Raw genomic sequence first — 1346 nt, forward strand, 5'->3', positions numbered from 1 at the left:
CGTTTCACCGACACGCGCGGCAAAGAACAACACGTTTCGGTGCCGGTATCGGCATTCGACGAAGACAAATTTGAAAGCGGCCACGCTTTCGACGGTTCGTCCATCGCCGGCTGGAAGGGCATCGAAGCGTCGGACATGCTGCTCGTGCCGGACGCCGACACGGCCTTCGTTGACCCGTTCTACGAGGAATCGACGCTGGTGCTGACCTGCGACGTGGTCGAACCGGCCGACGGCAAGGGCTACGAGCGCGACCCGCGCTCGCTCGCCAAGCGCGCCGAAGCGTACCTGAAGAGCTCGGGCCTGGGCGACACTGCCTTCTTCGGTCCGGAGCCGGAATTCTTCATTTTCGACTCGGTCCAGTGGAACACGGACCAGTCGGGCACGTTCGTGAAGATCGGCTCGGAAGAAGCGCCGTGGTCCTCCGCCAAGGAATTCGAAGGCGGCAACACCGGCCACCGTCCGGGCACCAAGGGTGGCTACTTCCCGGTCGCGCCGGTCGACACGTTCCAGGACATCCGTTCGGAAATGTGCCTGCTGCTCGAGCAGATCGGCATTCCGGTCGAAGTGCATCACCACGAAGTGGCGGGCCAGGGCCAGAACGAAATCGGCACGAAGTTCTCGACGCTGGTTCAGCGCGCGGACTGGCTGCAGCAGATGAAGTACATCATCCACAACGTGGCGCACACGTACGGCAAGACGGCGACGTTCATGCCGAAGCCGATCGTCGGCGACAACGGTTCGGGCATGCACGTTCACCAGTCGATCTGGAAGGACGGCCAGAACCTGTTCGCGGGCAACGGCTACGCGGGGCTGTCGGAATTCGCGCTGTTCTACATCGGCGGCATCATCAAGCACGCACGTGCGCTGAACGCGATCACGAACCCGTCGACGAACTCGTACAAGCGCCTCGTGCCGCACTTCGAAGCGCCGGTGAAGCTTGCCTACTCGGCACGCAACCGTTCGGCGTCGATCCGCATTCCGCACGTCTCCAACCCGAAGGGCCGTCGTATCGAAACGCGTTTCCCGGACCCGATGGCGAATCCGTACCTGTGCTTCTCCGCGCTGATGATGGCGGGCCTGGACGGCGTGCAGAACAAGATCCACCCGGGCGAAGCCGCGGACAAGAACCTGTACGATCTGCCGCCGGAAGAGGATGCCAAGATCCCGACCGTGTGTGCTGGGCTCGATCAGGCGCTCGACGCGCTGGACGCGGACCGGGAGTTCCTGACGCGCGGCGGCGTGTTCACGGATTCGATGCTCGACGCGTACATCGAACTGAAGACGGGCGAGCTGCAGCGCTATCGTCAGTCGGTGCATCCGATCGAGTTCGAGATGTACTACTCGCT

1 protein-coding gene is annotated in these 1346 nt (G+C 63.0%); it reads left to right on the forward strand.

Annotated features, from left to right (window positions below; translation table 11 throughout):
• On the forward strand, positions 1-1346 hold a 1346-nt coding region (gene glnA / locus BG61_RS38450; protein WP_035943665.1), incomplete at both ends, for a type I glutamate--ammonia ligase.

This window comes from Caballeronia glathei (assembly GCF_000698595.1).
Classification (GTDB): domain Bacteria; phylum Pseudomonadota; class Gammaproteobacteria; order Burkholderiales; family Burkholderiaceae; genus Caballeronia; species Caballeronia glathei.